Below are 25747 nucleotides of genomic sequence, written 5' to 3'. Positions count from 1 at the left end.
ACGACCAACGAGCATTCAAGGTTTTCCGCGCCCATGGCCATGGCCGACGTCACCGCCGACTTCCGTCCGACGCCCACGCGGCTGGTCTCGACGAAGATGGACTGGGGCCACGCGATCCGGTCGCTCCAGCGTCTGCTGGCCGACAAGGAGGACACGCGCCAGGTCTTCGAGATCATGCGCGCCCTCAACGGCGCATCCACGGCGAAGGGCTACCAGCGCCTGCTGACCACCGTCGAGGGCGGTCGGATCGCCTACGAGCGGGAAGAGTTCGCCCAGAAGCTGATGGACGACGCCTGGCTCGACAGCCTGCCCGAGGGGAGCGTCGGCGCCGCCTATCGCAACTTCATCCGGTCCGAGAACCTCTCCGCCGAGGGTCTGGCGATGGTCAGCCGGGAAGGGGCGGGCGCGATCGAAGATGCGCACCCCTACGCCTGGTTCGGCCGCCGGACCCGCGATGTCCACGATATCTGGCACATCCTCTCGGGCTACCATCGCGATGGCCTCGGCGAAGCCTGCCTGGTCGCGTTCTCGTACGCGCAGACAAAGGGCCTCGGCTGGGCTCTGATCGCCCTCGGCGCGATCTCGCGCACCCGCGGCGGCAAATACCCCTATGTCCGCGCCATCCTGCAGGGCTACAGGCGGGGCAGGGCCGCCAAGTGGCTGCTGGGCGAGGACTACGAACGCCTCATGGCGGAGCCGCTGGAGGCCGCCCGGAAGCGCCTCGGAATAACGCCTGCAACCATCTACGACTCCATCCCGCCGGAAGCGCGCGACGTCCTGCCGGCCGCCTGAGCCGCTAGTCCTCGCGCTTCTTGCCCTCGAGCTCGCGACGCGCCCGCTCGACTTCCAGCTTCGACGTCAGGCTGTCAGCCTTTGGACGGCCGAACCGCACGCGGTTCTCGACCGCCTGGGCCTTGGCCTTGGCCTTGTCGCGGGCCTTCCTCGCCTTGTTCAGGTTGATCGGCTCGGCCATCAGCGAAACCCCACACGGTCCAGGCTCGTTTCCGCTCCTCGAAAGCATGAGGAGACGCGCATGGTCCAGCCCTCCGAGATCATCCCGCACATGGAGGTGGTCGGCTCCGACGGCGGTCATGTCGGCCGTGTCGATCACGTGATCGGCGACGAGATAGAACTGACGAAGCTCGACCTCACGTCAGGCCTCAGACACCACATGATCCCGCTGAGCTGGGTGGACCGGGTCGATGACGACACCGTCTGCCTCAACCGCACGAAGGAGGCGGCCAAGGCCGCCTGGCGCACGAAGATGTAGGTTGCGCGGCAGTCTACTTCACGTTGGCGCAGAAGCGCTGGATGCGTTCGCAGGCGTCTTCCAGCACCGCGTTGGACGTCGCGTAGCTGATCCGGAAGTGGGGCGAGAGGCCGAACGCCGCGCCGAACACCACGGAGACGCCCTCGGTCTCGAGCAGCTCGACCGCGAAGTCCTCGTCGGACGCAATCACCTTGCCGGACGGCGCGGTCTTGCCGATCAGGCCCGCCACCGAAGGATAGACGTAGAAGGCGCCCTCCGGCGTCGGGCACTTGATACCGTTGGCCTGGTTCAGCATCGAGACCACGAGATCCCGGCGGCCCTCGAACAGCTTGGCGTTCGGCTTGATGAAGTCCTGCGGCCCGTTCAGCGCCTCGACGGCGGCCCACTGCGAGACCGACGATGGGTTCGAGGTGGTCTGGCTCATGACCTTGGCCATCGCCTTGATCAGGGGCTCGGGCCCGCCGGCGTAGCCGATGCGCCAGCCGGTCATGGCGTAGGCCTTGGAGACGCCGTTCATGGTGAGGGTGCGGTCGTAGAGCGCCGGCTCGACCTGGGCGATGGTGAAGAACTCGAAGTCGCCGAACACCAGGTGTTCGTACATGTCGTCCGTCAGGATCCAGACGTGCGGATGGCGAAGCAGCACGTCGGCGAGTTCGCGCAGCTCGGCCTTGGTGTAGGCCGCGCCCGAGGGGTTCGACGGAGAGTTCAGGATCACCCACTTGGTCCTGGGCGTGATCCTGGCCTCGAGGTCCTTGCCCGTCAGCTTGAACCCGGTTTCGGCGGACGTCGGCGCGGCGACCGGCTTGCCGCCGGCCAGCAGCACGATGTCCCAGTAGCTGACCCAGTAGGGCGTCGGCACGATCACCTCGTCGCCCGGGTTCAGGGTGGCGATGAAGGCGTTCCAGATGACCGGCTTGCCGCCGGGCGAGACGTTGATCTGGCTGGGCTTGTAGGTGAGGCCGTTCTCGCGCGCGAACTTGGCGCAGATGGCTTCCTTCAGCTCGGGGATGCCGTCGACGTTGGTGTACTTCGTCTTGCCCTCGCGGATCGCGCGGATGCCCGCTTCCTTGATGTTTTCCGGCGTGTCGAAGTCGGGCTCGCCGGCGGCGAGGCTGATCACGTTCCGGCCCTGCGCTTTCAGCTCGCGGGCCTTCGCGTCGGCCGCCAGGGTGGCGGACGGCTTCACGCGGGCGAGCGCGGCGGATTCGAGCGACATGGATCGGGATCTCCCTCGGGGACTACGAGATTGCGCCGGGGTTTAGACCATGCTGCATCGCACGCAAATAGAGCCGCCTGAGGGAAAGCTGGCCTGATGGCCGCAGGTGGCGGCCGGATCCGTCTCTCCAAACACCGATCCGGCCGCCTGCAGCCGGCGCTAGACGAAGTTCGCCAGGCTGATGTCGTTCAGGGTCCTGCCAACGAGAACCACGGCCATGTCCGCGCCATCCGCGGGATCGCCGGCGTCGTAGAAGACGATGACGTCGGCGCCGACCTGCGCCGCTACGTACTTCGCCCCCGGACCCGAGATGTGCTCGTTGGCGATCCGCAGAGCCTCTGCGTAGTCGTGGGCCACGAACTCCGAATAGCTCAGCGGCAGGATCGATGCGGTCAGGATGCCGACATCGGCGAAGCTGAGCGTGTCGTGCGCTTCCCAATCCATGATCAGGTCGTCCTGGCCAGCGGCCGGCAGCTTGTTGGCGACGAATTCGAAGCGATCGCGGCCATCGCCGCCCCACAGCTGATCCTGGCCCGAGCTGAAGGCGACAAGCGTGTCGTTGCCTGAGCCGCCGCGCATGGTCGTGCCTTCCGGGCCCTGGGTCACGAGATGGTCGTCGCCATCGCCGCCGTTCAGGTAATCGGCCCCGAACCCACCCTGCAGGGTGTCGGCGCCGGCCCCGCCGACCAGGACATCGTCGCCCAGGCCGCCGGAGAGGTCGTCGTCGCCGAGGTCGCCTGAGACGTAGTCGTCCCCGTCGCGGCCTGCGATCAGATCGTTGCCCTGGCCGCCGTAGAGCCAGTCGTCGCCCGCGCCGCCGAAGATCTCGTCGTCGCCGAGGTTGCCGTGCGCGAAATCACCGGCCTCGCCAGGGACGCCCGTGACGGAGTCGCTCGTGTAGATCACGTCATCGCCTTGGCCGCCGTACAGGCTGTCGGCGCCTTCGCCCCCGGCGAGAACGTCGTCACCACTGCCGCCGTGGATGAGGTCGGCGCCCTTGAGCCCCGCGAGCTGGTCGGAACCCGGCCCGCCGAACAGGCCGTCGTCGAGGTCGGTCCCGGACGTCCGCTGGACGCCAGCGTCGCCCACCAGCAGCTTGGAGCCGTCGGCCATGATGATTCCGCCGACATTCGAGACTTCCGTCAGGCCGACGCCGAACTTCACGGTCTTGCCGCCGAAGGTCACCAGGACGCTCGGCACCTCGGGCGTGAGCGCCACCGGGTCGTAGGATTGGTAGGTCACCGACACCAGCCGGGCCGGTCCGCCGTTGATGGTCAGCGTATCGCCGAGGCGGATGTTCAGCGCCTGCTCGGGCGTGATCGTCTCGAACGCGTATTCCATGTCTAAGGTATCTCCGTTAGGCGAACGCCCCTCTGTCGTACGTCAAATGGTGCAGGTTGCGTAAAAACGCAACTAAAGAAAAAGCAAGGTGGTCTGCTCAGTGGGCGCGCTTGACCGGACCTGCTGCATCGGCGACCTCAGGGGCCTGATGCGCCGCCTCTTCACGTTCCTCTCGAACATGGACGCCCAGGCTTGGCGAGCGCTGCTGATCTCCTTCGTGCTGTTCGGCGGCGTGGGCCTCGTCTTCGTGTTCGGCGCCCAGTTGCTGGGCTTTGGCGGCGAGGCGACGGTTGAAGCCTGGCTGGGCTCCGCGCACGGCGCGTGGGCGCTGCCCGTCGCCGTGTTGGCCTTCGCCGCCCTGGCCTTCGTCGGCGTGCCCCAGTTCATGCTGATCGCCGCCTGCGTCGTCGCGTTCGGCGCCTGGCAGGGCTTCGCCTACTCCTGGGTGGGCACAATGGTTTCGGCCCTGATCGGCTTCTACCTGGGTCGGTTCGCTGGAGCCCGGACGCTCGCCACCTTCCAGGGCGAGGGCCTGCGGCAGTTCATGGACCTGGTGGGACGCAACGGCTTCTTCGCCAGCTTGATCGTGCGCCTGGTGCCCTCCGCGCCTTTCATCGTCGTCAACATGGCGGCCGGCGTGACCCCGATGCGATCCCGCGACTTCGCCGTCGGCACGGCGTTGGGGATCGTGCCGAAGATCGCCCTGACGGCTTTCGCCGGCAATTCGGTGGCCCAGGTGATGCGCGGACAGGGCGGCCCCGGACATGTGGCGCTGCTGGTGGGCATCGCCGCCTTGTGGCTGGCGATCGGCTGGTACGCGCGACGATGGCTGAAGGCGCGCGAGGCGGCGGCCGCTCGAGACAAGAGCTGACCGCCGACACGCGGCTTAGCGGGCGGATTTTTCCTCTCGTGGCCCCGCGGAGGCAATTCCGTTTCTCCTGAAACGAAAATGTCGCCGCCGGACGCAAGATGCTTGCGACGAAGAGCCCGGTTCGGTAGAAGCCGCCTTGATGCGCACGCAAGCGAACAGCTCGCTTCTTCTTCTGTCGCTGGGGCTTAGCCGCCCCTGGGCGACCCGTTAGGCACGCGCATCTTCGCGGCCGGGCGCTCAGGGGCTTCGAACCTCCGCCCGACGAACGAAACCCTCGCGAAGAGCCTGTAAAACCATGACTTCTGCCGTATCCACGCCGTCGGACCGCGACCGCGTCATCATCTTCGACACCACCATGCGCGACGGCGAGCAGTCGCCCGGCGCCTCCATGTCGCTGGAGGAGAAGCTGGAGCTCGCCAAAATCCTGGAGGACATGCGCGTCGATGTGATCGAGGCCGGCTTCCCGATCGCCTCGAACGGCGACTTCGAGGCCGTGCGTCAGATCTCCGAGATCGTCACGGAGAGCGTCGTCTGCGGACTGGCGCGCGCGGGGATCGCCGATATCGAGCGCTGCGCCGAGGCGGTGAAGAAGGCCAAGCGCGGCCGCATCCACACCTTCCTGTCCACCAGCCCCAGCCACCGGGACCACATCCTGCGCGCCAGCCAGGAAGATATCCTGGAGATGATCACCGGCTCGGTGACCCACGCCCGCAACCTGTGCGGCGACGTGGAGTGGTCGGCCCAGGACGCCACCCGCACCGAACAGGACTTCCTGCGCCGTTGCGTGGAAGCCGCGATCCGCGCGGGGGCGACCACGATCAACATCCCCGACACCGTCGGCTACACCTATCCGTCGGAATACGCCGAGGTCTTCCGCGACCTGATCGAGAACGTGCCGGGCGCCGACACTGTGATCTTCTCGACCCACTGCCACAACGACCTGGGCCTGGCCGTGGCCAACAGCCTGTCCGGCGTGCAGGCGGGCGCCCGTCAGGTCGAGTGCGCCATCAACGGCATCGGCGAGCGCGCGGGCAACGCGGCGCTGGAAGAGATCGTCATGGCGCTGAAGGTGCGCGGCGACCGGCTGCCCTATCACACGGGCATCGAGACCCAGCACATCACCCGCGCCAGCCGCTACGTCTCGGCGATCACCGGCTTCCCGGTCCAGTTCAACAAGGCCATCGTCGGCAAGAACGCCTTCGCCCACGAGAGCGGCATCCACCAGGACGGGATGCTGAAGGACCGCGGCACCTACGAGATCATGCAGCCCGAGGACGTGGGCCAGGTGGAATCGAACCTGGTCATGGGCAAGCACTCGGGGCGCCACGCCTTCCGGGAGAAGCTGAAGGCCCTGGGCTACGAGCTGGGCCAGAACGCGCTGAACGAGGCGTTCCAGCGCTTCAAGGACCTGGCCGACAAGAAGAAGCACGTCTTCGACGACGACATCGTGGCCCTGGTGGACGACGCCCTGGCCAGCCAGGCGGACAAGATCCAGGTCAAGCACCTGCGCGTCATCGCCGGCACCGAAGGTCCGCAGGAAGCCTTCCTGACGGTGACCATCGAGGGCGCGGAGAAGTCGGCCAACGCCACCGGCGACGGTCCGGTGGATGCGGTGTTCAACGCCATCCACGAGGTCTACCCGCACGCCGCCATTCTGCGCCTCTTCCAGGTGCACGCGGTGACCGAAGGCACCGACGCGCAGGCCCAGGTTTCTGTGCGCCTCGAAGAGGATGGTCGCATCGCTACGGGCCAGGCGGCGGACACGGATACGCTGACGGCTTCGGCCAAGGCGTACGTGAACGCCCTCAACAACCTTGTCGCCCGCAAGGAGAAGAGCGCTCCCGGCCGCGTGGCCAGCGGGTTCTGATCCGCGGCTCCTCCGGCTAAGGAGGAGCGGGGGGCTCACGTGCTCTGGATCGTTTTCACCCTGATCGCCGCGCCGCTGCAGGTGGCGCGGAACGCGGCGCAGCGCGGGCTGGTCGGCGATGCGGGCCCCTGGGGCGCGACGCTGGTCCGCTTCCTGTTTGGCCTGCCGTTCTCGATCCTCATCTTCGGCGCCGTCGCGGCCTTCACGCCGGACGCCGCGCCCGTGCTGTCATGGCGCTTCTGGACCGGCGTCAGTTTCGGCGCGGTCAGCCAGGTGGCGGCCACCGGCTTCCTGCTGATGGCCATGCACCGATCGGGGTTCGCGGTGGCCACCGTGCTCCAGCAGTCCTCGCTGCCGCTGGCGGCGGTGATGGGCCTGGCGCTGGGCGACGCGCTGTCGCTCCAGGCCTGGATCGGCGTGGCGGTCGCCAGCGCCGGACTCGCGATCGTCTCATGGCCCCGCAAGGATCAGACGCACCATGCCTTCGTCGGCGGCCTGCTGGGGCTCGCCGCCGGCGCCGCCTTCGCGGTGTCGTTCAATGGCTACCGACAGGCGGGCCTCGCACTCGATCCCGGCCATCCGATCTATTCGGCGACAGCCGCCGTGGTGATCGCCCAGGCCATGCAGACCGTCGCGCTGGGCCTCATTCTCGCGGTGGCTCGACCCCAGGCGCTGCGGGCCGTCGCCGTCTCCTGGCGGCAGTCGCTGGGCGCAGGGTTCTTCGGCTCGGCGGCCTCGGCCTTTTGGTTCGGAGCCCTGGCGCTCGCGCCCGCAGGGCCAGTGCGCGCCGTCGCCCTGATCGAAACCCCCGTGGCGGCGGCCGTGGGGCGGCGGCTGTTCCGCGAACGCCTGAGCGCACGCGCGATTGTCGGCGGGGTGCTGACCGCGGCCGGGGTGGCCTTGACCGCGCTGGGCTGAACGCTTCCATGGCGGAATGATCGACCGCCGCGCCGTGCTCTCCGCCGCTTCCGTCTTCGCCGCGCCCGGCCTAGCCCGCGCCGTCGCGCGCTGGGAGCCGTGCGTCGCCGTGCCCTGGACGGTGCAGGAGGTCTATGGCGCCGCGCTCGGCGACCGCATCGTCATCGCCGGCGGCATGTCGCCAGGCGCGGGCGGGCTCGGCGGCGGCATCAATCCACAGGACCGCACCGGCATATACGACCCGACGACGGACCGCTGGACCGAGGGACCCAAGCTGCCGTTCGCGCGGCACCACCCGGTCCTCGCCGCCGCCCGCGGGCGCGCTTACGCTTTCGGCGGCTATCGTGTCACCGACGCCGGCGGCTGGGTGGCCATTCCCGATGCGCTGGTGCTGGGTGAGGACGGTTGGACGGCCGTCGCGCGGATGCCGAAGCTGCAGTGCGAGACCGTCGCGGTGACGCTCGGCGACCGCGTCCATATCGCCTCGGGCCGCGCGCCGAAGGGCGAAGCGAACCGCAACTGGAACGACCAGGGCGATATCGCGCTGCATCAGGTCTTCGACGTCCGCAGCGGCCGATGGAGCACGGCCGCGCCCTGTCCGGAGGCCCGTAACAGCGCCACGGGCGCGGTGATCGACGGCCTGTTCTACCTGGCCGGCGGGCGTCGGGTGGGCGAGGGGAACTCGGCCCGTCTCGACCGCTATGACCCCAAGACGGACCGCTGGGAGACGCTCCGGCCCATGCCACGCGCGTCTGGCGGGCTGGCGGGCGCCGCTGCGGGCGGGCGACTCTACGTGTTCGGCGGCGAGAACCCGGGCGTAATTCCCGAGACCTGGTCGTACGATCCGAAGACCGACCAATGGCGACAGGAGCCGGGAATGCGCACGCCGCGCCACGGCCTTGCGGCCGCCGCGGTGCGCGGCAGGATCTATGCCATCGGCGGCGGCGCGAAGGCGTCGGGCGGTCAGGTGACGGCGATCGTCGAGGCTCTGGTCCCGTAGGCGTGCGGATCGGCTAAGCTCTGACCATGGCCCGACTCCTCGCCATCCTGATCGCCATGCTGGCGCCCGCCTTCGCCCAGGCCGCGGAAGTCCAGGTGGCGGTTGCGGCCAATTTCACCGCGCCCGCCAAGGAGATCGCCGAACGCTTCGAGCAGAAGACGGGCCACCGCGCCGTGCTCAGTTTCGGTTCGTCAGGGCAGTTTCTGGCCCAGATCGCCAATGGCGCGCCGTTCGGGGTCTTCCTCTCGGCCGACGCCGAGCGCCCGCTGCAGGCCGAGGCCGCCGGGCTGGCGCTCCCGGGGACGCGCTTCACCTACGCCGCCGGCCGCCTGGTGTTGTGGAGCCGCGACCCCAGGCGGGTCGACACCGACGGGCAGGTGCTTTCGCGGGGCGGTTTCGAGAAGCTGGCCATCGCAGATCCGAAGGTGGCGCCCTATGGCCTCGCCGCCGTCGAGACGCTTCGGCGGCTCGGCCTGTACGACCGTGTTCGGCCAAGGATCGTCCAAGGCTCTTCGATCACCCAGGCGTACCAGTTCGCCAGCACCGGCGCTGCCGAGCTGGGCTTCGTGGCGCTGTCCCAGGTGGTGACGGAGAAGGGCGGCTCCCGCTGGCTTGTCCCGGCCAGGCTGCACACCCCCATCAAGCAGCAGGCGCTGGTGCTGAAGGCCGGCGCGCGCAATCCCGCCGCCAAGGCCTTCGCCGACTTCCTGAAGACCGACGAGGCCAAGGCCGTCATCCGCAACTACGGCTACGAGGTGCGGTGAGCGCGCTCCTTCCGATCCTCTGGCTGACGGTCAAGCTGGCGCTGGTCACGACCTTGATCCTGCTCGTGGTCGGGACGCCCCTTGCGTGGTGGCTGGCGCGGAGCCGGGCCTGGTGGGTCGAAGCCGTGGGAGCGCTGGTCGCCCTGCCGGTGGTGCTGCCGCCGACGGTGCTGGGCTTCTATCTGCTGATCGCGCTCGGGCCTGACAGCCCGCTGATGGCCCCTTTGCAGGCGCTGGGCATCCGCACCCTCGCTTTCACCTTCACCGGCCTCGTCATCGGCTCAGTCGTGTATTCGCTTCCGTTCGCGGTGCAGCCGCTGCGCAACGCTTTTCGAGGGATCAGCGGCGAGAACCTCGACGCCGCCGCCACGCTGGGCGCATCGGGATGGGAGACGTTTCGCCGTGTGGCTCTGCCGCTGGCGGCGCCGGGCTATGCGGTGGCCGCCGTGCTGAGCTTCGCCCACACCATCGGGGAGTTCGGCGTCGTGCTGATGATCGGCGGCGGCATCCCCGGGCGCACCGACGTGGTCTCCATCGAGATCTGGCGGCTGGTGGAGGCGCTGGAATGGGAGCGGGCGCATGCGCTGAGCGCGTTGCTGGTCGGCTTCGGCTTCCTGGTCGTGCTCTCGCTGCTGCTGCTCGACCGGCGGATCTCGCGGCCTGTCGACGAGGCCTGAAATCCTGGCGCGAGCGGCTGCGCCGGATTCATGGCGGCGATAAGGCGAAACCCCTGCGTCAGAACTCGCGCGCGACGCGAAGGCGCACACCGCTCTTTAAGCCTTGAAATGGCAATTTGGGCAGGGCAGAGGGACGTCAAGCCTGCCGGACAGAACGTAGCGACTCGACGCATTGTGCTTGGCGTCAGTCGGGCCGCTTCACGGTCTCCGGCGACGCGACCCTCCAAGCCCCCATCGACCAGGGCCCTGCATGATCTCATCCCTCTTCGGCGCGATCTCGAACGACATCGCCATCGATCTCGGAACGGCCAACACCCTCATCTACATGAAGGGCAAGGGCATCGTGCTGAACGAGCCCTCGGTGGTCGCTCTGCGCAACGTCGGCGGCCGCAAGGTGGTCCACGCCGTGGGCATCGAGGCCAAGCAGATGCTGGGCCGCACGCCGGGCCACATGGAGGCCATCCGCCCGATGCGCGACGGGGTCATCGCCGACTTCGAAGTCGCCGAGGAGATGATCAAGTACTTCATCCGCAAGGTTCACAACCGCAAGGGCTTCGTGAACCCCAAGGTGATCGTGTGCGTGCCGTCGGGCGCCACCGCCGTGGAACGCCGCGCCATCAACGACTCCTGCCTGAACGCCGGCGGCCGCCGCGTGGGCCTGATCGACGAGCCGATGGCCGCGGCGATCGGCGCGGGCCTGCCGATCCACGAGCCTACCGGCTCGATGGTGGTCGACATCGGCGGCGGCACCACCGAGGTGGCCGTGCTGTCGCTCTCGGGCATCGTCTATTCGCGCTCGGTCCGCGTCGGCGGCGACAAGATGGACGAGGCGATCATCAGCTACATGCGCCGCAACCATAACCTGCTGATCGGCGAGACGACCGCCGAGCGCATCAAGAAGGAGATCGGCACCGCCCGGGCTCCGGCCGACGGCGAAGGCCTCTCCATCGAGGTGAAGGGCCGTGACCTGATGCAGGGCGTGCCGCGCGAGGTTCGCATTTCCGAGAAGCAGGCTTCGGACGCGCTGTCCGAGCCGGTCGGCCAGATCGTCGACGCGGTGAAGATGGCGTTGGAAGCCACGCCGCCCGAGCTCGCCTCGGACATCGCCGACAAGGGCATCATGCTGACGGGCGGCGGCGCGCTGCTGCGCGGCCTGGACGCCGAGATCCGCGACCACACCGGCCTGCCGGTGACCGTGGCCGACGACCCGCTGTCGTGCGTGGCCCTGGGCTGCGGCAAAGTGCTCGAGCATCCCAAGTGGATGAAGGGCGTCCTGGAATCGACCCTGGCGTAAGATACCCGCCTGAAGTCGTGGCGCGGCGGGGGCCGCTTGGGGGCGTAGGTTAGATGTCCTTGCGGGACAATCCGCTCGGTGAACTGAAGGTCCCCCTCACCTGGACGGCGGGGATCGTCTTCCTCGTCGTCCTCATCGCGTCGGTGGCGATCCTGCTGTCCGACCGGCGCGAGGCGTTCGAGACGGACGCTTACGGCCGCACCCGCACCGCCACCGACAAGGCCCTCGAGCCTGTGGGGAACGCCCTGTCGGCGCCTGGCCGCTGGACCGGGGCAGGCTTCGAGTCGATCCGGGGCTACTTCTTCGCCGTCTCCGAGAACCGCCGGCTGAAGGCCGAGCTGAAGGAGATGCGGCAGTGGCGCGACGTCGCCATCGCGCTCCGCGACAACAACGAACGCTACCGGGCCCTCCTGGGCCTGAAGACCGATCCGCCGATCCCGATGGTCGCCGCACGCATCGTCACCGACAGCCGCGGCCCCTTCGCCAACTCGCGCCTGGCCAACATCGGCAAGGAAGCGGGCGTGAAGGTCGGCAATCCGGTGATGAGCGAGAACGGCCTGGTCGGTCGCGTGGTGGGGGTGACCGACGGCGTCAGCCGCGTGCTGACCCTCACGGACGTCGCCTCCCGTACGCCGGTGATGATCGACCGCACCAACGCCCGCGCCATCCTGACGGGCGACGGCGGCCCGAATCCGCGGCTCGAGTACCTGCGCGGGCAGGACCCGGTGCGGAACGGCGATCGCGTTCTGACCTCCGGCGACGGCGGGGTGTTCCCGCGCGGCCTGCCGGTGGGCCGCGCCGTGAAGGGCCTGGATGGCCGCTGGCGTGTGGTGCTGGCTTCGGACCGCGCTCCCGTGGACTACGTGCGCATCCTGCTGTTCGAGGATTTCACCCAGCTCGCCAACCGCGCCGAGCTGGACAAGACCCACGTCCCGCCGCCGACCCCGGGCGCGCCGACACTGCCGCCGCCTGAGCCGGTCGCGCCGTCCGCTGCGACGTCCGCGCCCGCGGCGGGCGCCCAGCCGGCCGCGGCTGCGCCGACGCCCAGGACGGTCGCACCTGCCCCGAAGACCGCGACGCCGCCGCCGTCCGCCGCGACGCCGGCGCCCAAGACGGTGAGCCCCGCGGCCAAGACGGCGACGCCGCCGGCCGGAGCCGGACGATGAGCGGCGGCGCCCGGTCCCTCGAGCCGTGGCGCTGGCTGGGTGTGCCGATGCTGCAGGTGATCGCCGCCACCATGCTGCTCGCCCTGCCGATCCGCTTCTGGGGCCTCGCCTTGCCTGAGCCGGTGTTCGCGCTGCCGGTGGCTTTCGCCTGGGCGGCGATCCGGCCTTCGATGCTGGCGCCCTTCGGCGTGGCGCTCATGGGCTTCTTCATGGATCTGCTTTGGGGCGGACCCTTGGGTCTCTGGGCGGTCTGCCTGCTGATCGCCTATGGCGGCGCGCTCGGCGGCCGAGCCTTCATGGCGGGGCAGGGGCGAGCGGCGATGTGGAGCTGGTACGGCGTTCTGGCGACGCTGGCCTTCGGCGCGGGGTACCTCTTCACGATGCTGGACGTGAAGGGCATGCCCAGCCCGCTTTCCCTGTTCTGGCAATTCCTCGCCACACTCCTCCTCTATCCGTTCGCCGACCGCCTGATCGAGCGGTTCGAGGACGCCGACGTGAGGTTCCGTTAGCCCGATGGCCGAGCCGGCAATCTTCTTCGAGGAAGTCAACGAGCGGCAGGGCGTGTTCCACCGCCGGGCGATCCTCATGGGCGGGTTCGCAGGACTGGGCATCGCCGCCCTCGGCGGGCGACTGGCCTATCTGCAGCTGCTGGAGACCCAGCGCTACGAGAAGCTCGCCACGTCGAACCAGTTCAACTTCAAGCTGGTGCCGGCGCCGCGCGGCCTGATCGTCGATCGTAACGGGGCCATCCTGGCGGCCAACAGGCCGAACTTCCGGCTGCTGGTGTCCAAGGACAAGGACTTCGACACCGAGGCCACACTGCAGACGCTCGGCGAGTTCGTGCCCTTGGACGACACGCGGCGGCGACGCCTCCTGCGCGAGATCAACAGCGCGCCCAAGCGGGCGCCGGTCTCGGTCATGGAGGACATGAGCTGGGAGCAGTTCTCGGCCATCAACGTCCGCTCCGCCGAGCTGCCGAACGTCACCGCCGACATGGGCGAGGTGCGGGTCTATCCGCATGGCGGCGCCTTCGCCCACGTGATCGGCTATGTGGCCAAGGTCAACGAGTCCGACATCGAGAAGACCGGCCCGAACGCGGACCCGATCATGTTCCACCCCGGCTTCCGGATCGGGAAGCAGGGCGTGGAGAAGGCCTTGGACCTCGACCTGCGCGGGCGTCCCGGCGCGAAGAAGGTCGAGGTGGACGCCAACGGCCGCGAGGTTCGCCACGACGAGGCCGGCGACATCCCCGCCGTGCCCGGCAAGGAGGTTCAGCTCACCCTCGACGTCGACATCCAGAACCGGGCTCTCGAGGTGTTCGGCGGCGAGAGCGGCGGCGTGGTGATGATGGACTGCCGCACCGGCGACATCCTCTGCATGATGTCGGCGCCGAGCTTCGACGCGAACCGCTTCGTGCGCGGTCTGACCGGCGCCGAGTACCGCGCGCTGGCCAACTATGAGCGCAAGCCGCTGCTGGATAAGTGCCTGTCGGGTCTCTACCCGCCCGGCTCGACGTTCAAGACCATGACCGCCTTGGCGGGACTTGTGGCCGGCGTGAGTCCCGAAGACCGGGTGAACTGTCCGGGCGGCATGTACTTCGGCGGGCGGTTCTTCCACTGCCACAAGAAGGGCGGCCACGGCCCGCAGAACATGCGGGATGCGATCAAGAACTCCTGCGACACCTACTTCTATTCGCTGGCCCTGCGGATCGGGCCGACGCGGATCGCGCAGGTCGCCCGCGAGTTCGGTCTCGGTCAGACCTTCGACATCGGCATCCCGGGCCAGAAGAAGGGCATCGTTCCGGATCCCGAGTGGAAGAAGCGGTACTTCCGCCGGACACCGGCCCAGCAGCCGTGGTGGCCGGGTGAGAACCTGTCGTACGGGATCGGCCAGGGCTATCTGCAGGTGAACTGCCTGCAGCTCGCGGTTATGACCGCGCGCCTCGCCAATGGCCGCAAGAAGCTGAACCCACGGCTGATCAAGTCCATCGGGGGCAAGGAACTGCCCCTGGGCTCCGAGGCGCCCGACCTTCCGTTCAGCCACGAGCATCTTGAGTATGTGCGGAGCGGCATGGCGGCCGTGACCGAGGCCGGCGGCACCGCCTTCACCGCGAGCCAACTCGGCCTCGGGGATATCCTGATGGCCGGCAAGACCGGGACGGCCCAGGTGCGCAACTACGACAAGGGCGGATCGCGCGGCAAGGGCGGTGCGTGGGGTCTTCGCGACCACGGCCTGTTCGTGGCGTTCGCGCCGCTGGATGCGCCGCGCTACGCCTTGGCTGTGATCGTCCAGCACGGCATGGGCGGCTCGACGGCTGCTGCCCCGCGAGCGCGCGAGATCATGCGGGTCGCCCTGCTGAAGGATCCCGAACTGCGCGCGCGCATCGAGAAGCCGGTGCCGATGCCGGAAATCCGGCCCGATCCAGAGCTCGACACGGTGCCCGACGAGCCGGTGTTCGCCAGCCCGCCGAACACGCCGACGCCCGCGGCCGGGGCGCCGCTCACCACACCGTCGCGAGGGCCCGCATGACCGTCTCGGCGCTGACCCGGCCCGGCGAACGCGACCGGCTGATCGTAAAGCTGGCCGAGATCGACTGGCTGTTCGTCCTCGTGCTGAGCCTCATCGCGGGCGCCGGCGCCCTGATGCTGTTCTCCATCGCGGGCTCGTCCTGGGATCCGTGGGCGGCCAAACATCTCATCCGCTTCCTGCTTTGCCTGGGGCTGATGATCGGCCTGGCGATGATCGACATCCGCGTGTGGTTCGCGCTGGCCTACCCGATCTACGGGATCGGCCTCCTGTTGCTGGTGGCAGTGGAGGCGGTGGGCGACGTGCGCCTGGGGGCGCAGCGGTGGCTCTCCATCGGCGGCTTCAGCTTCCAGCCCTCCGAGATCATGAAGCTGGGCATCGTGCTTGCGCTCGCCCGCTACTATCACGGGACGTCCGCGCAGCGGGCGCGGCTGTCGTGGTGGCTGCTCGTGCCGGCCGCCATGATCTTCGTGCCTGTCCTGCTGGTGGCGCACCAGCCGGACCTCGGCACCGCCATGTTGATCCTGATGACCGGGGCCGCGATCGTCGTGCTGGCTGGCCTGTCATGGAAGATCATCGCCGCCGGCGTGGCGGCCTTCCTGGCGGTCGTTCCGCCGTTCGTGATGTTCGTGATGCACGACTACCAGCGCCAGCGGGTGCTGACCTTCCTTGATCCCGAGAGCGACCCATCGGGCTCGGGCTATCACATCCTGCAGTCGATGATCGCGTTGGGCTCCGGTGGCCTGTTGGGCAAGGGCTATGGCCTGGGTTCGCAGAGCCAACTCAACTTCCTGCCCGAGAAGCAGACGGACTTCATCTTCGCGACGCTGGCCGAGGAGTTTGGCTTCGTCGGCTGCGTCTCGATCCTGACGCTCTACGCGGCCGCGATCTTCATGGCTCTGCGGGCCTCCTACCTCAGCCACTCGCACTTCGCCCGCCTGGCCTCCGCCGGCGTGACGGCGACCTTCACGCTCTACGTGCTCATCAACGGGGCCATGGTGATGGGCCTAGCGCCCGTCGTGGGCGTGCCTATGCCGATGCTGTCCTACGGCGGCACCGTGATGCTGACCGTCATGATCGGCTTCGGCCTGGTGCAGTCGGCGCGCGTCCACCGCTACGCCGAAGTCACCAAGGGCTCCGGCTTCCTCTGATCTAGCGGGCGACCATGTCGCGCTTGAGCGTGCGGCAGGTGACGAAGAAGCAGATCCCCGCGGCGGCGTAGAGCGCCGAGGTGATCAGCATCGAATGCTGCAGGCTCTCCGGATGGGCGACGGCGCAGACCGCCTGGTCAGCCGCGCCGAGCGCCTTGCGCGCCGCGCCCTCACAAGCGTGGCGGGTGAGTTCCGCCGCGCCGAGGTTGGCGACCTTCATCCTGAAGAGGATGTCGCTCAGAGCGCCGATGAACAGCGGCCCCAGCCCGTAGCCCAGCAGGTTGATCACGAAGAGCAGGATGGCCGTGGAGACGGCGCGGACCTGGGCGCTGACCACGCCCTGGCCGATCGTGTACTGAGCCGCGAGGTAGCCGTACTTGATGCCGCCCCCGATGATCAGGCCGAGCAGGCAGAGCGCCAGGTTCTGGGTGGTGAAGGCCAGGAAGTAGAACGGCACGCTGGCGGTGAGGCCGATGCCCGGCAGCCAGGCGATGGCGTTCGGATGGCGCTTGACCATCCGCTCGGCCAGCCAGCCCGTGGCGAGCGTGCCGAGGGCCGCAGCCGCCGCAACCGGGGCGTTGATGTAGACGGCGGCCTGGCCGGCGCTGAGATCGAAGCTGCGGTTGATGAACAGCGACTGGAACGAGGCGATGCCATAGCCGCAGAACGAGGCGATCGTCGCGCCTGCGGTCATCCACCAGAACGACGGCTTGCCGGCGAGCTCCTTCAGGCCTTCCGAGAACTTCGGCTTGGCCTTGCGGACGGTCCCGGGCGGATCCGAGTGGCCGCGCGGCGGTTCCTTCACCGTCAGTTTGAACACGATGGCGACCAGGAGCCCGGGAAGACCGACGACGAAGAACGCCATGCGCCAGCCGTAGGCGTCGGTCACGGGGCCGCCGATGACGTTGGCCAGAAGGCCGCCGAGGGTCACGCCCATGGCGTAGTAGCCCAGGGCGGTGGAGCGGCGGCTAGGCGGATAATAGTCGGCGATGAGGGAGTTGGCCGGCGGCGTGCAGCCGGCTTCGCCGATGCCCACGCCGACGCGGCAGGCGAGCAGGATCCAGAAGCCGCCGATCACCAGGCTGCCGACCGTGATCGGTCCCGCCAGGCCGCACAGCGCCGTCATCAGCGACCAGAGCGCCACGCAGACCGTCATGATCCAGACGCGATGCCGGGTCTCGGCGAACTGCGCGAGCGGGATGCCGACGACGGTGTAGAGCAGGGCGAAGCCGAAGCCGGTCAGCAGGCCGAAGGCCGTGTCCGAGATGCCCAGCTCGGGCTTCATCTGCGGCGCGACCACCGAGAGCAGGCCGCGGTCGACGAAGTTCAGGATGTAGATCAGGAGGAGCGCGTTCAGCACGTAGCTGCGGTACGCCTTGGAGCCGAAGCCGTGGATATGACCGTCCGCGGCCGCGACGTTGCTGGTCCCGCTCATGCTGGATCGTTTCCCCTCGTTGTAAGTCGTTGGCGCGAACCTAACGACCGTTCGAGTGAGGGGAAAGAGCCGAAATTCCGGTATGGCGTTCGACGGTGCGAGCGTCAGAAGGGTTCGAAGCAGTCGTAGTTGCGCTGGCGCCGGATCTTGTCGCCCTGGAACTCGAAGAAGACCGAGAGGCGCGCCTTCATGGCGTCGCCGGGCTTGAGCGAACGGAGCGGGACCGCGAGCACGCCGCGCCACAGCACCTCGGCAGCCACGATGTCGCCGGCCTCCACCAGGTTGATGATCTCGTAAGTCTCGGATGTGAGGACGTTCTTGCCCCGCGTGTTGGCCTCGCGGAGGTCCTCCAGCGTCCGCCGCGCGCCGGAAGGCGCGAGCGCGTTGGGGAACTCCTCCTGCACCGCATCCTCCGTGAAGAACGATAGCGAGTCCCCGCGGCTCTCGATCGCCTTCAGGTAGGCGCGGACGATCTCGGCGCGACTCATGGGGGTCCTAGAGCTTCAGCGCTTGGTCCGTAGCCCGCACCAGGGCGTCCACGATGCCCGGCTCGGTGGAGGCGTGACCCGCATCCCAGACCACCTCGAACCGCGCATCTGGCCAGCCCGACTTCAGGCGCCAGGCGCTTTCCATGGGAGTCACCACGTCGAAGCGGCCTTGGACGATCCAGCCCGGGATGCCCCTGAGCTTGTCGAGGTTCTCCAGGATCCAGTTCTTCGAGGGGAAGAAGCCGCCGTTGACGAAGAAGTGGCATTCGATGCGGGCGAAGGCGATGGCGAAGTCGATCTCGTTGAACTTCGAGGGGCGCGCTTCCGGCCCGCGGATCGAGATCGTGTCGCCTTCCCACTGACTCCAGGCGGCCGCGGCTTCGGCCTGGACGCGGCGGTCCGGGCTGGTCAGGCGCTTGTGGTAGGCGGCCATCATGTCGCCGCGCTCGGCTTCCGGGATCGGCGCGCAGAACCGGGCCCAGGCGTCGGGGAACAACATCGAGGCGCCGTCCTGGTAGAACCAGCGCAGCTCGCGCTCGGTGAGCAGGAAGATGCCGCGCAGCACCAGGCTCTCCACCCGCTCCGGATGGGTGATGGCGTAGGCGAGCGCCAGGGTGGAGCCCCACGAGCCGCCGAATACGCACCACTTCTCGATCCCGAGGTGTTCGCGCAGCCGCTCGATGTCTTCGATGAGGGCCCAGGTGGTGTTGTCGTCGAGGCTGGCGTTCGGACGGCTCTTGCCGCAGCCCCGCTGGTCGAACAGGGCCATCCGCCATTTCGATGGGTCGAAGAACCGCCGCATCGTCGGGTTGATCGCCCCGCCCGGACCGCCGTGCAGGATCACGCATGGCTTGCCCTTCGGGTTGCCGCACTCCTCGTAGAACACTTCGTGCGGACCGCCGGTGGACAGCCAGCCCTGCGCGAACGGCTCGTTGTCGGGAAACAAGCCGCGGCGGTGCTGGCTGGAGGAGATTGCGGGCGACGGCGTGTTTCGTTCCATGCGGACCAATCTACTTCGGGAAGCGCCTGTCCAACCAGCCGAGGATCAGGCGGTTCACTTCGTCCGGCTTCTCCTGCTGTGTCCAGTGGCCGGAGCCTTGGACGTTGTGCATTTCGAGATCGCCCACGAGGCCCTTCATCGGCTCGGCCATCTCGGGTGTGAGCACGGCGTCGAGCTCGGCGGTGATCATCAGGCAGGGCAAGTCGTCTACTCGGCCGGGCAGGCCCGCCTGGTGTTCCCAGTTGCGGCTGAAGTTGCGATACCAGCTCACCGGTCCGAAGAAGCCGCCCTCCTCGAAGGCCTCGACGAACACCTTGAGTTCGTCGAGGCCCAGAAGCTGATCGCCGCCCGTCTCGCCGTCCCAGGCGCGCAGCAGATCGCGAAAGGCGAAGGTGGAGCCGCCTTCGGACGGCTGCGCCACGCTGCGCAGCGCCGAGGGCTTCCGCATGAAGAAGCGCATCGTCTTGCTCACGTCTTCCCCCAGGACGGCTTCGGGCTCGTCCGGGGTCTGGAACCAGACGATGTACATGTCGGGTCCGAAGCGGTGGCGGAAGATCGCGACCGGATCGGCGGGCGCTCGCGGCAGGAACGGCGTGTTGAGGCCGATGACGCCCGCGACGCGCTCGCGGTGCATCAGCGGCATCTGCCAGACGACGATGCCGCCCCAGTCGTGACCGCAGAAGATGGCCTTTTCGACGCCCAGGTGATTCAGCAGGCCGACCAAGTCGCCGGTGAGGTGGGCCATGTCATAGTCGGTGACGGCCCCGGGCTTGGAGGAAAGGCCGTAGCCCCGCTGGTCGGGCGCGATCACCCAGCGTCCAGCGTCGGCCAAGGCCTTGATCTGGTGGCGCCACGAGAAGGCGAGCTCGGGAAAGCCGTGGCACAACACGATCGGCACGCCCTCGCGCGGACCGGCCTCGTAGTAGCCGATCTCCACGCCGTTCACCCGAACGCGGTTCGGCGCTGGCATCATCGTTTCGAGTGCGGACATGGCTTCCTCTCCGATTTATCGGCTCTCCGCGGAGCTTTGCCGCAAATGGGCTTTGGCCGGAACCGAGGATGCCACTAGGGCATGCTTCCCGTGACGTACGCCAGGCCCGCAACTCCGCCACCCACCGCCACGCCGTGGGGGCTCGTGATCATGCTGGGCGCGCTCACCGGCATGGGACCGCTGGCCATCGACATGTACCTGCCGAGTCTCCCGGCGATCGGCGCGGACCTGCACGCCAGCGCCGGGCAGGCGCAGGCGACGGTGTCCGCATTCCTTGCCGGCATGGCCTTTGGCCAGTTCTTCTATGGGCCCGCTGCGGACCGTCTCGGACGCCGCCCTGCGATCCTCGTGGGCGTCGTCATCTTCGTGCTGGCTTCGGCCGGCTGTGCGCTCGCCGCCACGCCGGAGCAGCTTCTGCTGGGCCGTTTCGTCCAAGCGCTAGGCGCCTGCGCGGGCGGGGTGGTCTCGCGGGCCATCGTCCGGGACCAGTTCGACCATCGGGACACCGCCCGGGTGCTCAGCCTGCTGATGCTGGTGATGGGGCTCGCGCCGATCCTGGCTCCGTTGCTGGGCGGGCTTCTGCTGACCTTCGGTGGATGGCGGCTGAACTTCTGGTTCATGACCGTCTTCGGCGCGCTGCTGGCGGCGGCCGCCTTCCTGCGCCTGCGCGAGACCCGTGGCGAGGAGACGACGCGACTGGCGCAATCCGAGAGTCCGCTGCAGGCCTACGCAGCGCTGCTGCGGCAGCCTCGGCTGATCGGCTACGCCCTGGCCGGCGCCCTCAACGGCGCGACGCTCTTCACCTACATCGCCAGCTCGCCGGAACTGCTGATCGAGACTTACGGCATCTCGGCTCAGGCGTTCGGCTGGGTGTTCGGCCTGAACGCGGTGGGGATCATCGGTGCGAACCAGGTGAACCGCTGGCTGCTGCGGACGCGCACGCCCGATCAGGTGCTGAGCCGGGTGAGCGTACTGGCTCTCGTGTTCGCGCTTGCGTTGACGTTCTTCGCCGTCAGCGGCCTCGGCGAGCGTTGGACGGTGCTGCCGCTGCTGTTCCTGGTGCTCGCCAGCTACGGGCTCATGGGCGGCAACACCACCGCCGGGGCGCTCAGCGTCGATCCGAAACGGGCGGGCTCGACCTCGGCGCTGCTGGGCGGCCTCTCGTTCGGCGCGGGCGCGGTGGCGTCGAGCCTGGCCGGCCTCTTCCACGACGGCACGCCGCGGCCGATGGCCATCGCCATGCTGCTGGCCCTCACGGGATCGTTCGTTGCGCTGCGGAAGCTGGCCTTGCCGAAGGTCCCCGCCAGGCCTCAGGCCTGACGCCGCGCCACGGCCCAGGCAAGCGCCGCCCAGCCGGCCATGAAGCTCAGGCCGCCGATGGGGGTGATGGCGCCGAACCACCGCGGCGCGCCGAAGCCCATGGCGAACAGAGAGCCCGAGAACACCACGACGCCGGCGAGGAACAGCGCGGGCGGGACGGGCGAGCCGTACCGCTCGGCGGCGAATACGGCGAGCACGTGGACGAAGCCGTAGAGCGCGCCGGTGCGAAGCCATTCCTGGGCCTTCGGGTCGCTGACGCCGTGGGCTCCGAAGGCGCCGAAGCCGACGCAGGCGAGACCGAGCAGGGCGGCGAAGATCAACAAGGCCCGCATCAGCCCCACACCTGCGGCCGGCGGTCTTTCCACGGCGCTTCCTTCTCGAGCTGGGCGGCGAGGCGGAAGAGCGTCGCCTCGTCGGCGAAGCGGCCGCTGAACATCATGCCGATCGGCAGGCCCTCGGCCGACTCCCACAACGGCACGGACATCGACGGCTGACCGGTGAAGTTGAAGGGCGGGGTGTACGGGTAGGTGGCGGCTTGGCGGCGGTCGAACTCTCGCAGGTCGTCGGTCAGCGGGTCGAGCCAGTCGGCGCGCGGCGCGGGCGTGGCCATCACCGGCGAAAGATAGGCGTCGAAGTCCTCGAAGGCCGCCAGGATTTGCCGGTTCATCAGTCGGAGCTGCTGGAAGCCCCAGAACGCCTGCTGACCGGTGAGCCGCTTGCCGGCCTCGTAGCCGCGGCGCGCGAGGGGGCCGAGTTCGTCGTCGCCCGGCTCGCGGCCGAGGGCCTCGATCCAGCGCTGGACATTGGCCGAGAAGTTGGAGGCGCTGGCCAGGGACTGGGCGCGATATAGCGTGCGGTAGTCGACCCCCAGGCCGCGTTCGAAGACGTCGTGGCCAAGGCCCTTCAGGAGCTCGACCGTCCGGAGCAGGGCGGCCTGCATCTCGTCGGGGATCGGCCGGCCGCTGGGCGTCTCCGCCGACCAGGCGATCCTCAGCTTGCCGGGGCTCTTCTCCAGCTCCGCGAGATAGGGACCGTCCGTCGCCGGCGCCTGGAACGGGTCGGCCGCCTGGGCATAGCCGGTGGCGTCCAGCATGGCCGCGCTGTCGCGGACGGTGCGGCTGACGACGTGATGCACCGAGAAGCCGAGCGCGCCGTCCGAGACTTCGCAGATCGGGGTCCGGTCGCGCGTGACCTTCAGGCCGAACAGGCCGCAGCAGGCGGCCGGGATGCGGATCGAGCCCAAGCCGTCGCTGGCGTGCGCAATGGGCACGATGCCGGCGGCGGTGGCCGAGGCCGCGCCGCCGGAGGAGCCGCCGGAGATGTGCTCCGGATTCCAGGGATTGCGGCAGGAGCCGAGGCGCTCGGAGTTGGTGACGCCCGGGATCCCGAACTCTGGCGTGTTGGTCTTGCCGAGCAGCACCACGCCCGCAGCGCGGTATCGGCGGACGAGCTCGCTGTCGTCGACGTCCGCCGCCACCTGGGCGAAGCGGCTGCCGGATGTGCGCGGCCACCCCTTCACCTGTGCGCCCAGGTCCTTGATGAGGAACGGCACGCCGCGGAACGGTCCCTCGGGCAGGTCCGAGGCCGCCCAGCGGCGCGCGTCGTCGTAGCCCTTGTGGACCACGGCATTGAGCGTCGGATTGTGCCGCTCGATACGGGCTATGGCGGCTTCGGTGAGCTCGGCCGGCGTCACCTGGCGGCTGCGCACCAGCTCGGCGAGGCCCAGGCCGTCGTACTCGGAATAATCGTCCATCAGCGGGCTCCGGTGGTGAGGAAGGCGAGCTTTTCCACGGGCGGCAGGGCGCCGCCCCGGCGCTTCAACTCGGCGAAGGCGCCTTCGGCGGCATCGAGGGCGGCTTCGATGTCGGCCTCAGTCATGGCCGCGCACATGAACATGTTGTGCCAGGGGTGCACATAGACGCCGCGGTCCAGCATGGCGCTCGCAAAGCAGAAGCCCTTCCTGAGGTCCGGGTCGTCGTCGAAGAGGAAGAGCGGCAGGGTCGCGGGTCCGGTCTGGCGGAAGCCGAAGCCGGCCGCGCGGGCGCGCTCGTCAAGGCCGGCGCGCAGGCGCTCGCCCAGGGCCGTGATGCGTTCGAGGTAATCGGTCTCCCGGATCAGCCGCAGCGTCGCGAGCGCGGCCGCCATCGGCGCGGCCTGGTACCAGAAGGAGCCGGTCGAATAGACCGATGCGGCCGCCGCACGCGCCTTGTCCGAACCCAGCAGCGCCGACAGCGCGTGGCCGTTGGCGATGCACTTGCCCCAGGAGGACAGGTCGGGCTGGACGCCCAGCCGCGTCCAGGAACAGTCGCGGGCGAGGCGGAAGCCGGCGCGGACGTCGTCGACCACCAGCAGGGCGCCGCGCTCATCGCACAACTGCCGTGCGCGGTGGGCGTAGGCGGGATCCGGCTCGGCCTGGTCGACGAAGACGTCGTGGCGGAACGGCGCGGCGAAGACGCAGGCGAGGTCGTCGCCCGCTTCGGCGACGGCGGCCTCGAGGCTGGCGACATCGTTGTAGTCGCAGAAGACCTGGTGGGCCCGGTCGCTGTCGATGACGCCCGCGGGCCTCGGCGTGCACCAGGCCGCCGCGCCGTGATAGGCGCCCTTGGCTCGGACGACGACCCGGCGCTTCGTGTGGGCCCGCGAGATAGAAAGCGCCATGGACGTGGCGTCCGTGCCGTTCTTGCAGAAGATCGCCCATTCGGCGTGGGTGACCATGGCGGTCAGCGTCTCCGCCAGCTCGACCATCAGCGCGGTCGGTCCGGTGAGCGTGTCGCCGAGGCCGAGCTGGCGCACGAAGGCCGCGTCGATGTCCGGGTTCGCGTAGCCGAACAGGTTCGGTCCGTACGCACACATCAGGTCGAGGTAGCGCCGGCCGTCGGCGTCCCAGATGTGGGCCCCTTCGCCGCGCTGGAAGAACTGGGGGTAGTCCTCGGGCAGCAGGGCCGTGGACTGGTGCCCGTACATGCCGCCGGGGATCACCGCCTCGGCGCGGTCCCTTAGGGCCCGATCCCGGCTGTTCGCGCGGTCCATCGCCGCCTCCCGTCTTCTGGTTCTTGGCGCGAGCTTACGTCGCCGCGGCGGCCCGGGCGACTCCGTGTATGCGGCGGACCATGTCGCTCCCGGTGAAGATGGGCCTGTTCTACGCGGCGATCTTCGTCGGCACGGGGGCGAGTTCGCCCTACATGCCGGTGTGGTTCGCCCACCAGGGCCTCTCGGGCGCGCAGATCGGGCTGATCCTGTCGCTGCCGATGCTCGTGCGGGTCATCTCAGCGCCGCTGATCGCGCTTTGGGCCGACAGTTTCGCCTTGCGGCGCACCGCCCTCGTGTTCCTCGGTCTTGGCGTCGCAGTGCTGTACGGGCTGATGGCGCTGCCGCTGGGCTTCGCCGGCTGGGCGGTTGTGTGGTTCGCCGCATCCTCGGCCTTCTCGACCATCTCGCCGCTCACCGACGTGATCGTGCTCTCGCGAGCCCGGCGCGACGGCTTCAACTACGGCTGGCCGCGCGGCATCGGCTCGGCGGCGTTCATCGTGGCGAACCTCGTGGTGGGCTGGCTGCTGACCCGGGGCTCGGCGGAGGTGGTGCTGGTGTGGATCACCGGGGCTGCGGCCCTGGCCGCGGTGACCGCGTGGGTGCTGCTGCCGCCCGACCCCGTGCACGAGACGGGCGGCCGTCGCGGCTTCGCCGACCGCTGGGCCGGTCTGGGCGAGCTGTTGCGCGACGGCGGCTTCATGCTGACGGTGGTCTCGGCGGGCGCGATCCAGTCGGCGCACGCGTTCTACTATGGCTTCTCGACGCTGGCCTGGAAGGCGCAGGGCATCCCTGAAAGCACCACCGGCGTCTTGTGGGCCGTGGGCGTCGCCGTCGAGATCGCCTTCTTCTGGTTCCTGGAACCATGGCGGCGGCGGCTCGGCGCGCGGCGGATGCTGGTGCTGGGCGGCGCAGCGGGCGCCGTGCGGTGGGGCGCCTATGCGTTCTCGCCGCCGCTGGCGCTGCTGTTCCCACTGCAAGCGCTGCACGCGCTGAGCTATGCCGCCACGTTCCTGGCCGCTCTCCAGCTCACCGAACGGCTGTCGACGCCGCGCAACGCGTCGGCCGCCCAGACCATCAACTCGGCGCTTTCGTCGGGTGTGCTGATGGGCTTCGCGACCCTGGCCTCAGGCCCGCTCTTCGACCACTTCGGCGCGAAGGGCTACCTGCTGATGGCGGCCATGTGCGTGGCGGGGACGCTAGGGGCGGTGAGGCTCTACGGGGTGCAAAGGCTCGATCCAATCTAGGTGTGTTCTGGCTGACCGAAGGCGCTCCGGACACGTGGCGTATGGTCGTCTGGGATCGAGGTTTTCAGGAGTTCGAGACCTTCGACTGTGGGCTCACCGATTTCCTCGCGGGGCTGGCGACGGGAAGGATTCTGCCGAAGCAGTTCCCAGAAGACCTGCTTCCGTGTGAACTGCTGTT

Annotated in this window: 25 protein-coding genes; 15 read left to right on the top strand and 10 right to left on the bottom strand. The window is 68.9% G+C overall.

The features are described 5' to 3' along the window. Positions 1 to 33: 33 nt before the first annotated feature. A complete protein-coding gene (locus ACO2Q0_RS03505; RefSeq protein ID WP_423350086.1) occupies positions 34 to 792 on the top strand; it encodes a Coq4 family protein in 759 nt (252 codons plus the stop codon). A gap of 4 nt (positions 793 to 796) precedes the next feature. On the opposite strand, the gene ACO2Q0_RS03500 is transcribed toward ACO2Q0_RS03505, so the two are convergent. Then, entirely contained in the window at positions 797 to 973 is a 177-nt protein-coding gene (locus ACO2Q0_RS03500; protein ID WP_423350085.1) for a DUF4169 family protein, read from the bottom strand. Between the two features lie 60 nt (positions 974 to 1033). On the opposite strand from ACO2Q0_RS03500, the gene ACO2Q0_RS03495 reads away from it, so the two are divergent. Then, the gene (locus tag ACO2Q0_RS03495) at positions 1034 to 1270 is read left to right on the top strand and encodes a DUF2171 domain-containing protein (RefSeq protein WP_423350084.1); all 237 of its coding nucleotides are present in this window, start codon (positions 1034 to 1036) and stop codon (positions 1268 to 1270) included. A 13-nt stretch (positions 1271 to 1283) separates the two neighbouring features. On the opposite strand, the gene ACO2Q0_RS03490 is transcribed toward ACO2Q0_RS03495, so the two are convergent. After that, positions 1284 to 2486, bottom strand: coding sequence for a pyridoxal phosphate-dependent aminotransferase (locus ACO2Q0_RS03490; RefSeq protein WP_423350083.1), 1203 nt, complete (start codon positions 2484 to 2486; stop codon positions 1284 to 1286). A gap of 159 nt (positions 2487 to 2645) precedes the next feature. Continuing rightward, on the bottom strand, positions 2646 to 3827 hold the full coding sequence (locus ACO2Q0_RS03485) for a calcium-binding protein (protein ID WP_423350082.1): 1182 nt from the start codon (positions 3825 to 3827) through the stop codon (positions 2646 to 2648). 145 nt (positions 3828 to 3972) lie between these two features. Between ACO2Q0_RS03485 and ACO2Q0_RS03480 the strand changes: the two genes are divergently transcribed. The 11 genes from ACO2Q0_RS03480 (at position 3973) to rodA (ending at position 16061) form a co-directional block, all read left to right on the top strand. Then, positions 3973 to 4698: a TVP38/TMEM64 family protein gene (locus tag ACO2Q0_RS03480; RefSeq protein ID WP_423350518.1), complete on the top strand. Its 726-nt coding sequence runs from the start codon at positions 3973 to 3975 to the stop codon at positions 4696 to 4698. Between the two features lie 295 nt (positions 4699 to 4993). Beyond that, a complete protein-coding gene (locus tag ACO2Q0_RS03475; RefSeq protein ID WP_423350081.1) occupies positions 4994 to 6565 on the top strand; it encodes a 2-isopropylmalate synthase in 1572 nt (523 codons plus the stop codon). 39 nt (positions 6566 to 6604) lie between these two features. Continuing rightward, positions 6605 to 7483: an EamA/RhaT family transporter gene (locus tag ACO2Q0_RS03470; protein WP_423350080.1), complete on the top strand. Its 879-nt coding sequence runs from the start codon at positions 6605 to 6607 to the stop codon at positions 7481 to 7483. 16 nt (positions 7484 to 7499) lie between these two features. Next, positions 7500 to 8483, top strand: coding sequence for a Kelch repeat-containing protein (locus ACO2Q0_RS03465; RefSeq protein WP_423350079.1), 984 nt, complete (start codon positions 7500 to 7502; stop codon positions 8481 to 8483). 26 nt (positions 8484 to 8509) lie between these two features. Continuing rightward, positions 8510 to 9247: a molybdate ABC transporter substrate-binding protein gene (gene modA / locus ACO2Q0_RS03460; protein ID WP_423350078.1), complete on the top strand. Its 738-nt coding sequence runs from the start codon at positions 8510 to 8512 to the stop codon at positions 9245 to 9247. Then, positions 9244 to 9924, top strand: coding sequence for a molybdate ABC transporter permease subunit (modB, locus tag ACO2Q0_RS03455; protein ID WP_423350077.1), 681 nt, complete (start codon positions 9244 to 9246; stop codon positions 9922 to 9924). The genes modA and modB overlap by 4 nt, the downstream gene beginning before the upstream one ends. Before the next feature lie 250 nt (positions 9925 to 10174). Further along, entirely contained in the window at positions 10175 to 11218 is a 1044-nt protein-coding gene (locus ACO2Q0_RS03450; RefSeq protein WP_012522835.1) for a rod shape-determining protein, read from the top strand. A gap of 53 nt (positions 11219 to 11271) precedes the next feature. Next, complete coding sequence (gene mreC, locus ACO2Q0_RS03445; RefSeq protein ID WP_423350076.1) at positions 11272 to 12384, top strand: rod shape-determining protein MreC; 1113 nt, start codon at positions 11272 to 11274, stop codon at positions 12382 to 12384. Next, a complete protein-coding gene (locus ACO2Q0_RS03440) occupies positions 12381 to 12893 on the top strand; it encodes a hypothetical protein (RefSeq protein ID WP_423350075.1) in 513 nt (170 codons plus the stop codon). The genes mreC and ACO2Q0_RS03440 overlap by 4 nt, the downstream gene beginning before the upstream one ends. A gap of 4 nt (positions 12894 to 12897) precedes the next feature. Further along, positions 12898 to 14913, top strand: coding sequence for a penicillin-binding protein 2 (gene mrdA / locus ACO2Q0_RS03435; protein ID WP_423350074.1), 2016 nt, complete (start codon positions 12898 to 12900; stop codon positions 14911 to 14913). Then, on the top strand, positions 14910 to 16061 hold the full coding sequence (rodA, locus tag ACO2Q0_RS03430; protein ID WP_423350073.1) for a rod shape-determining protein RodA: 1152 nt from the start codon (positions 14910 to 14912) through the stop codon (positions 16059 to 16061). The genes mrdA and rodA overlap by 4 nt, the downstream gene beginning before the upstream one ends. A 1-nt stretch (position 16062) precedes the next feature. Here rodA and ACO2Q0_RS03425 read toward each other — a convergent pair whose 3' ends face one another. The 4 genes from ACO2Q0_RS03425 to ACO2Q0_RS03410 all read right to left on the bottom strand — a co-directional run bounded on the left by ACO2Q0_RS03425 (position 16063) and on the right by ACO2Q0_RS03410 (position 19975). Further along, the gene (locus tag ACO2Q0_RS03425; protein ID WP_423350072.1) at positions 16063 to 17496 is read right to left on the bottom strand and encodes a spinster family MFS transporter; all 1434 of its coding nucleotides are present in this window, start codon (positions 17494 to 17496) and stop codon (positions 16063 to 16065) included. 104 nt (positions 17497 to 17600) lie between these two features. After that, on the bottom strand, positions 17601 to 17984 hold the full coding sequence (locus ACO2Q0_RS03420; RefSeq protein ID WP_423350071.1) for a nuclear transport factor 2 family protein: 384 nt from the start codon (positions 17982 to 17984) through the stop codon (positions 17601 to 17603). A gap of 7 nt (positions 17985 to 17991) precedes the next feature. Beyond that, entirely contained in the window at positions 17992 to 18984 is a 993-nt protein-coding gene (pip, locus tag ACO2Q0_RS03415) for a prolyl aminopeptidase (RefSeq protein WP_423350070.1), read from the bottom strand. Positions 18985 to 18994: 10 nt separating this feature from the next. Then, entirely contained in the window at positions 18995 to 19975 is a 981-nt protein-coding gene (locus ACO2Q0_RS03410) for an alpha/beta fold hydrolase (protein ID WP_423350069.1), read from the bottom strand. 81 nt (positions 19976 to 20056) lie between these two features. On the opposite strand from ACO2Q0_RS03410, the gene ACO2Q0_RS03405 reads away from it, so the two are divergent. Beyond that, positions 20057 to 21295, top strand: coding sequence for a multidrug effflux MFS transporter (locus tag ACO2Q0_RS03405; RefSeq protein WP_423350068.1), 1239 nt, complete (start codon positions 20057 to 20059; stop codon positions 21293 to 21295). On the opposite strand, the gene ACO2Q0_RS03400 is transcribed toward ACO2Q0_RS03405, so the two are convergent. Genes ACO2Q0_RS03400 through ACO2Q0_RS03390 form a run of 3 tightly spaced genes read right to left on the bottom strand, consistent with a single transcriptional unit; the run spans position 21286 to position 24325 of the window. After that, the gene (locus tag ACO2Q0_RS03400) at positions 21286 to 21627 is read right to left on the bottom strand and encodes a DUF423 domain-containing protein (protein WP_423350067.1); all 342 of its coding nucleotides are present in this window, start codon (positions 21625 to 21627) and stop codon (positions 21286 to 21288) included. The genes ACO2Q0_RS03405 and ACO2Q0_RS03400 overlap by 10 nt on opposite strands. After that, positions 21627 to 23048, bottom strand: coding sequence for an amidase (locus ACO2Q0_RS03395; RefSeq protein ID WP_423350066.1), 1422 nt, complete (start codon positions 23046 to 23048; stop codon positions 21627 to 21629). Before ACO2Q0_RS03395 ends, ACO2Q0_RS03400 begins: the two co-directional genes overlap by 1 nt. Then, a complete protein-coding gene (locus tag ACO2Q0_RS03390) occupies positions 23048 to 24325 on the bottom strand; it encodes an aminotransferase class III-fold pyridoxal phosphate-dependent enzyme (protein WP_423350065.1) in 1278 nt (425 codons plus the stop codon). The genes ACO2Q0_RS03395 and ACO2Q0_RS03390 overlap by 1 nt, the downstream gene beginning before the upstream one ends. Positions 24326 to 24405: 80 nt before the next feature. Here ACO2Q0_RS03390 and ACO2Q0_RS03385 point away from each other — a divergent pair, with 80 nt between their 5' ends. Further along, positions 24406 to 25569 carry an MFS transporter gene (locus ACO2Q0_RS03385; protein ID WP_423350064.1) on the top strand — a complete coding sequence of 388 codons (1164 nt, stop codon included), beginning with the start codon at positions 24406 to 24408 and terminating at the stop codon, positions 25567 to 25569. The last annotated feature ends 178 nt before the right edge of the window (positions 25570 to 25747 follow it).

The sequence above is a fragment of the Phenylobacterium sp. VNQ135 genome, assembly GCF_049445735.1.
GTDB lineage: Bacteria > Pseudomonadota > Alphaproteobacteria > Caulobacterales > Caulobacteraceae > Phenylobacterium.
The sequence above is the reverse complement of the archived record's forward strand: the minus strand, read 5'-3'. Positions and strand labels throughout refer to the sequence as shown.